Annotated in this window: 6 protein-coding genes and 3 pseudogenes; 5 read left to right on the forward strand and 4 right to left on the reverse strand. The window is 72.3% G+C overall.

The genetic code is table 11. The features are described from left to right. Positions 1-209 (forward strand): annotated as a pseudogene (locus AB0M28_RS39710) (hypothetical protein); the annotation flags it as partial. Here the strand turns inward: AB0M28_RS39710 and AB0M28_RS39715 are convergent. The 3 genes and pseudogenes from AB0M28_RS39715 to AB0M28_RS39725 form a co-directional block, all read right to left on the reverse strand. Further along, positions 165-302 (reverse strand): annotated as a pseudogene (locus AB0M28_RS39715) (helix-turn-helix domain-containing protein); the annotation flags it as partial. The pseudogenes AB0M28_RS39710 and AB0M28_RS39715 overlap by 45 nt on opposite strands. Continuing rightward, the gene (locus AB0M28_RS39720; protein WP_365415588.1) at positions 302-793 is read right to left on the reverse strand and encodes a DUF2975 domain-containing protein; all 492 of its coding nucleotides are present in this window, start codon (positions 791-793) and stop codon (positions 302-304) included. The gene AB0M28_RS39720 and the pseudogene AB0M28_RS39715, both read right to left, overlap by 1 nt. Positions 794-863: 70 nt before the next feature. Continuing rightward, positions 864-1,775, reverse strand: a complete 912-nt coding sequence (locus AB0M28_RS39725; protein ID WP_365415590.1) for an SDR family oxidoreductase — start codon at positions 1,773-1,775, stop codon at positions 864-866. Between the two features lie 89 nt (positions 1,776-1,864). Between AB0M28_RS39725 and AB0M28_RS39730 the strand changes: the two genes are divergently transcribed. The 4 genes from AB0M28_RS39730 (at position 1,865) to AB0M28_RS39745 (ending at position 5,104) form a co-directional block, all read left to right on the forward strand. After that, entirely contained in the window at positions 1,865-2,641 is a 777-nt protein-coding gene (locus AB0M28_RS39730) for an enoyl-CoA hydratase family protein (protein ID WP_365415591.1), read from the forward strand. Positions 2,642-2,655: 14 nt separating this feature from the next. Next, positions 2,656-3,735, forward strand: a complete 1,080-nt coding sequence (locus AB0M28_RS39735; protein WP_365415598.1) for a nitronate monooxygenase — start codon at positions 2,656-2,658, stop codon at positions 3,733-3,735. A 92-nt stretch (positions 3,736-3,827) separates the two neighbouring features. Further along, positions 3,828-4,355: a MarR family transcriptional regulator gene (locus tag AB0M28_RS39740; RefSeq protein WP_365415594.1), complete on the forward strand. Its 528-nt coding sequence runs from the start codon at positions 3,828-3,830 to the stop codon at positions 4,353-4,355. Between the two features lie 83 nt (positions 4,356-4,438). Continuing rightward, a complete protein-coding gene (locus tag AB0M28_RS39745) occupies positions 4,439-5,104 on the forward strand; it encodes an SDR family NAD(P)-dependent oxidoreductase (protein WP_365415596.1) in 666 nt (221 codons plus the stop codon). A gap of 31 nt (positions 5,105-5,135) precedes the next feature. Here AB0M28_RS39745 and AB0M28_RS39750 read toward each other — a convergent pair. Continuing rightward, positions 5,136-5,690, reverse strand: a pseudogene (locus tag AB0M28_RS39750) (SDR family oxidoreductase); the annotation flags it as partial. Between the last annotated feature and the right edge of the window lie 96 nt (positions 5,691-5,786).

Genomic DNA, 5,786 nt, shown 5'->3' on the forward strand with positions numbered 1-5,786 from the left:
TCCCACACAGCCGGTCCGACGACGAGTCCCTCGGCGGCGCGGAGATGCACGCGCGGACCAGCGGTCTGGCGGACTACTTCGCATCCGTCGGCGGCGCCCTCGCCCTCCCAGCGCAGCAGGTCGCCCGGCTGGCACTCGAGCACCTCGCAGAGCGCGGCGAGCGTCGTGAAGCGCACCGCCTTGGCGCGGCCGTTCTTCAGTACCGCCAGGTTGGCGGGCGTGATCCCTATGCGGTCGGCGAGCTCGCCCACGGACATCTTCCGCCGGGCCAGCATCACGTCGATGTCGACGGCGATCGCCATCAGATCACCTCGTTCAGCTCGGCCTGCATCTGTGTCGCCTCGACGTCGCGGGCGACGGCCTGGGCGAGCAGCATCCGCAGCACGAGCACGATCAGCGCGACCCCGAGGATGGCCACGCCGATCCCTCCCATGATGAGCGTGACGCCCGGGTCCTCCCGCTGGCCCGGCGCGTTGATCGCGGTGACCGTGAACCACCCGAGGGCGGCCGCCACGATCGCGCCGATCACGACGTCCACGTGCCGGAAGGCGGCGTGGGAGAACACGGTCCCCCGGCGCACCATCGTCACCAGCCGCCAGACGCTGACGAGGGCGGCCTGGGCCGCCACCATGCCGACGGCGGTGATCACGCGCAGCGCGGTCAGCGGGAGCGTCCCGTCCTCCGGGTCGCTCCCGCTGACCAGCACCCACACCATCGACGCCTGCACGAACACGGTGCCGACGATCATCACCACGAGCACGGCGTGCAGCGCACGCACGGCCAGCTTTCCCATGACCCATCCTTCCATCGACTTGCGATGGGAACCTATCGAAATTCGATAGGCATGGCAAGGGCGGGGCAGCTTACGACCGCGCCCCGTACACCGGCTCCGGCGTCGCCGCCTTGCGTAGCAGCGTGCGCAGGTGCTCGCCCGCCTCGTCGGCGGTCCAGCGCCTGCCCAGGTCGAGCGCGGCGCCGTGGTGCCAGCCGTCTTCGACGCAGACCCGGCCGCCCTCGATCTCGAGGGTCCGGCCGGTGACGTCCCCGGCCGCCTCGCTCGCGAGCCAGGCGACCACCGGTGACACGTTGCCCGGGTGCATGGCGTCGAAGCCGTCCTCGGGCGCCGCCATCTTCTCGGCGAAGGGCCCTTCGGTCATTCGGGTACGGGCCGAGGGCGCGATGGAGTTGACGGTCACCCCGTACGCCGCCAGCTCCTGCGCGGCCACCAGCGTGAGCGCCGCGATGCCGGCCTTGGCCGTCGAGTACGCGCCCTGCCCGACCGACCCCTGGAGCCCGGCGCCGGACGAGGTGTTGATCACGCGGGCGGCGCGCGCCCGGCCCGCCTTCGCCTCGGTACGCCAGTACGCGGCCGCGTGGCGCAGCGGGGCGAAGTGGCCCTTGAGATGGACGCGGATGACGGCGTCCCATTCCTCCTCCGAGGTGCTGACCAGCATCCGGTCGCGTACGAAGCCGGCGTTGTTGACCAGGATGTCCAGCCCGCCGAAGGTGTCGACCGCCTGCCGCACCAGGGCACCCGCGGCCGTGAAGTCGGCGACGTCGGCGGCGTTGGCCACGGCCCGCCCGCCGGCGGCGGCGATCTCGGCGGCGACGGCCTCGGCCGGCGTCTCGCCGGTCCCTTCGCCGGCGAGCGAAACCCCGAAGTCGTTCACCACGACCGCCGCTCCCTGGCGGGCGAGCTCCAGTGCGTGCTCACGCCCCAGGCCGCGTCCGGCCCCGGTGACGACGGCCACGCGTCCGTCGAGGATGCCGGGCATGTCCATCCCTCTCGGTCAGTGGTACTGAAAACCTGTCAGGAACCAAGCAAGTGTTAGGCTACCAAGCAATCGCTAGTTAGGATGTGGCCATGGGCATCTCCACCAGACCGGTCGACGGCCGCATCGCGGTCATCACCATGGACTACCCGCCGGTGAACGCCCTTCCGGTGGACGGCTGGTTCGCGGTCGCGGACGCCGTACGCGCCGCGGGTGAGGACCCGGCGGTCCGGGTGGTGGTCCTGCGCGCCGAGGGCCGCGGCTTCAACGCCGGGGTGGACCTCAAGGAGATGCAGCGGACCGCGGGGTTCACCGCGCTGGTCGGCGCGAACAAGGGCTGCTACGCGGCCTTCAGGTCGATCTACGAGTGCGCGGTCCCCGTGATCGCGGCCGTCAACGGCTTCTGCCTGGGCGGCGGCGTCGGCCTGGTCGGCAACTGCGACACCGTCGTCGCCAGCGAGGACGCGTACTTCGGCGTGCCCGAGGTCGACCGGGGGGCGCTGGGCGCCGCGACCCATCTGGCGCGACTGGTGCCGCAGCACCTGATGCGGACGCTGTACTACACGGGCCGCACGATCCGCGCGGCGGACCTGGTGCCGCACGGCTCCGTCCTGGAGGTGGTGCCGCGCGACCGGCTCGACGACGCCGCTCTCGCGGTGGCCGGGGAGATCGCCGCGAAGGACCCCCGGGTGATCCGCGCCGCGAAGGAGGCGCTCAACGGCATCGACCCGATGGACGTCAACCGCAGCTACCGGTTCGAGCAGGGCTTCACCTTCGAACTGAACCTCGCGGGCGTCGCGGACGAACACCGCGACGCCTTCGTCGAGTCGGGCGGCACGCTCGAGACGTACCGCGAAGGAGCACCGTGACCACGCCGCCGACGCTGCGCACCGCGCTGACGGAACTCACCGGGGTGGACCATCCCGTCGTACAGACCGGAATGGGCTGGGTCTCCGGACCACGGCTCGTCTCCGCCACCGCCAACGCCGGCGCCCTCGGCCTGCTCGCCTCGGCGACCATGTCCCTGGAGCAGCTGGAGGCGGCGATCCTGGAGGTGCGCGGCCGTACGGACCGCCCCTTCGGCGTCAATCTGCGTGCGGACGCCGGGGACGCGGCGGACCGGGTCGAGCTGCTGATCAGGCACGGGGTGAAGGTCGCCTCGTTCGCGCTCGCCCCGAAGCCGGAGCTGATCGCCCGGCTGAAGGAGCACGGGATCGTCGTCATGCCGTCGGTGGGCGCGGCCCGGCACGCCGAGAAGGTGGCGGCCTGGGGCGCGGACCTGGTGATGGTGCAGGGCGGCGAGGGCGGCGGTCACACCGGCAGCGTGCCGACGACGCTGCTGCTGCCGAGCGTGCTGGACGCGGTCGGCATCCCGGTCGTCGCGGCGGGCGGCTTCTTCGACGGCCGGGGCCTGGCGGCGGCCCTGTCGTACGGCGCCGCGGGCATCGGCATGGGCACGCGCTTCCTCCTCACGAGCGACAGCGCGGTGCCGGACCCGGTCAAGCGCCGCTACCTCGCCTTCGGTCTGGACGGCACGGTCGTCACCACCCGGGCGGACGGGATGCCGCACCGTCTGCTGCGTACGGAGTTCGTCGAGGACCTGGAGCACACCGGCGCGCTCGGCCGGCTCGCGGCGACCGCGCGCCGGACGCTCGCGTTCAAGAGGATGAGCGGGCTGTCCTGGCCGGCCCTGCTGGCGGACGGCCGCCGCATGCGCAGGACGAGCGACCGCGACTGGGCCCAGGTCATGCAGGCGGCGAACACGCCGATGCTGCTGAAGGCGGGCCTGGTGGACGGCGACACCTCGGCGGGGATGCTGGCCTCGGGCCAGGTGGTGGGCCTCATCGACGACCTGCCGAGCTGCGAGGAGCTGGTGGACCGCGTGGTCCGCGACGCGGTGCGGCGCCTGGCCGCGGCCCACGGGACGGCACTCACGGGACAGGACGCGCCCGCGGGGCAGTGATCCGCACCGATCCGGGGCCGAACGGCGAATTTACTCCAAGCTACGAGTAACCGGGGTGTGCATTCACTCCATGCTTGGAGTATGTTGGAGGCATGGACAAGGAGCAGGGCGCCGACGCCACGCGTTGGCTCGACGGCGATGAGCTGCAGCAGTGGTACGCCTTCGCCTACGTGCTGACGCAGCTGCCGGCCGCGCTGGAATCGCGGATGCAGCGGGACGCGGGCATCGCCCACTTCGACTACGTGGTGATGTCCGCGCTGTCGGGGGCGCCGGAGCGCACGCTGCGGATGAGCGATCTCGCCCAGTACGCCGGAAGCGCGCTCTCCCGGCTGTCGAACGTGGTCATCCGGCTGGAGAAGCGGGGCTGGGTGCGCCGCCACCCCGACCCGTCCGACGGACGGGCCACCCTCGCCACCCTGACCGACGAGGGCATGGACAAGGTCGCCGCCGCGGCGCCCGGCCACGTGGACGCGGTGCGGCGCCTGGTCTTCGACCCGCTGACCAAGGCGCAGCAGCGCCAGCTCGGCGCCGCCTCCCAGCGCATCCTCGGCGCCCTGGGCGCGCCGTGCCCGACCGACTGGGCATCCCCTGACTCCGCCAGGGCGGGCGACGGGGACTGACCCCGGCCCACGCCCACGCTCATCCAGCTTCACCTTCACCGTCACCCGGCGCCCGCCGGGAAAGCACCCCCTTAGGAGTTCGCATGCCCACCATCGCCATCGTCGGAGCCGGTCCGGGCCTGGGCCTGTCCATAGCCAAGGTCTTCGGCGGCCACGGCTTCGACGTCGCCCTGGTCTCCCGTAGCAAGGACAAGCTGGACGCCCTCGTCGCCGAACTCGCCGAGGCCGGGATCACCGCGGAGGGCTTCCCCGCCGACGTCGCCGATCCCGCCCGGCTCACCGACGCGCTCCAGGCCGCGATCGCGCGGTTCGGCCGCATCGACGTGCTCGAGTTCTCCCCGCACGCGGGCCTGTCGATGACCGCCCCCAAGGACGTGACCGTCGACAGCCTGCGCCCGCAGGTCGACGCCCTGCTGTTCGGCGCGGTCGCGGCCGTCCAGGCGGTGCTGCCCGGCATGCTCGAAGCGCGCTCGGGCACGTTGCTGTTCACCACGGGCGGCGGCGCCGTCAACCCGTACCCGATGCTCGCCGACCTCAACATCGCCCAGGCGGGGCAGCGCAACTGGGCCCTCAACCTGCACAACACCCTCGCGGAAGAAGGCATCCACGTGACCAACGTGGCCATCAACCTCATGATCGGCACCCAGGCCCCCGCAGGCGTCCCCCACCGCGCACCCGACGAGATCGCCCTCGACTACTGGACCCTGCACACGGACCGCGACCGCGCCGAACACCTCATCGGCGCCTGACCGCACCCCGGCAGCACGGGAAGCGGAGAGTTCACGCGCGCTGACTGCTGACCGACACGACCTCGCCCGTGAGATACGACGCGTAGTCGCTGGCCAGAAACACCATCACGTTCGCCACCTCCCACGGCTCCGCCGCGCGCCCGAACGCCTCCCGCTCCGTCAGCTCCGCGAGGAGCTCGTCGGTGGTCACCTTCGCCAGGAACGGGTGCATCGCCAGGCTGGGCGACACCGCGTTGACCCGGATGCCGTGGGAGGCCAGGTCCATCGCCGCGCTCCGGGTCAGCGCCATCACACCGGCCTTCGCCGCCGCGTAGTGCGCCTGGCCCTCCTGGGCGCGCCAGCCGACGACCGAGGCGTTGTTGACGATCACGCCGCGGGTGCCGCGCCGGACCATCCGGCGACCTGCTGCCCGTACACACCGGAACGTCCCGGTGAGGGTGATGTCGAGCACCCGGCTCCACTGCTCGTCGGTCATCTCCAGCACGGAGGCCGTGCCGCCGAGGCCGGCGTTGTTGACCATCACGTCGACGCCCCCGAAGGGTTCGGCGGCGTCGAGCAGCGCGGTGACGTCCTCCTCCCGGGTCACGCCCAGTCGGGCTGCGTCTCGCCGACCACCTCGGCGGCGGCCAGCGCGCAGCGCAGCGCCTGGTGGACGGAGGAGGAGCCGGTGAGCAGCGCGTCG

Origin of the sequence: Streptomyces sp. NPDC051940 (genome assembly GCF_040680895.1) — a bacterium.
Taxonomy (GTDB): Bacteria; Actinomycetota; Actinomycetes; order Streptomycetales; family Streptomycetaceae; genus Streptomyces.

Bases quoted from the DNA above. Each gene is read 5' to 3' on its own strand.
- AB0M28_RS39720 (WP_365415588.1), bottom strand. From the start codon at position 793: ATGGGAAAGCTGGCCGTGCGTGCGCTGCACGCCGTGCTCGTGGTGATG.
- AB0M28_RS39725 (WP_365415590.1), bottom strand. From the start codon at position 1,775: ATGCCCGGCATCCTCGACGGACGCGTGGCCGTCGTCACCGGGGCCGGA.
- AB0M28_RS39730 (WP_365415591.1), top strand. From the start codon at position 1,865: ATGGGCATCTCCACCAGACCGGTCGACGGCCGCATCGCGGTCATCACC.
- AB0M28_RS39740 (WP_365415594.1), top strand. From the start codon at position 3,828: ATGGACAAGGAGCAGGGCGCCGACGCCACGCGTTGGCTCGACGGCGAT.
- AB0M28_RS39745 (WP_365415596.1), top strand. From the start codon at position 4,439: ATGCCCACCATCGCCATCGTCGGAGCCGGTCCGGGCCTGGGCCTGTCC.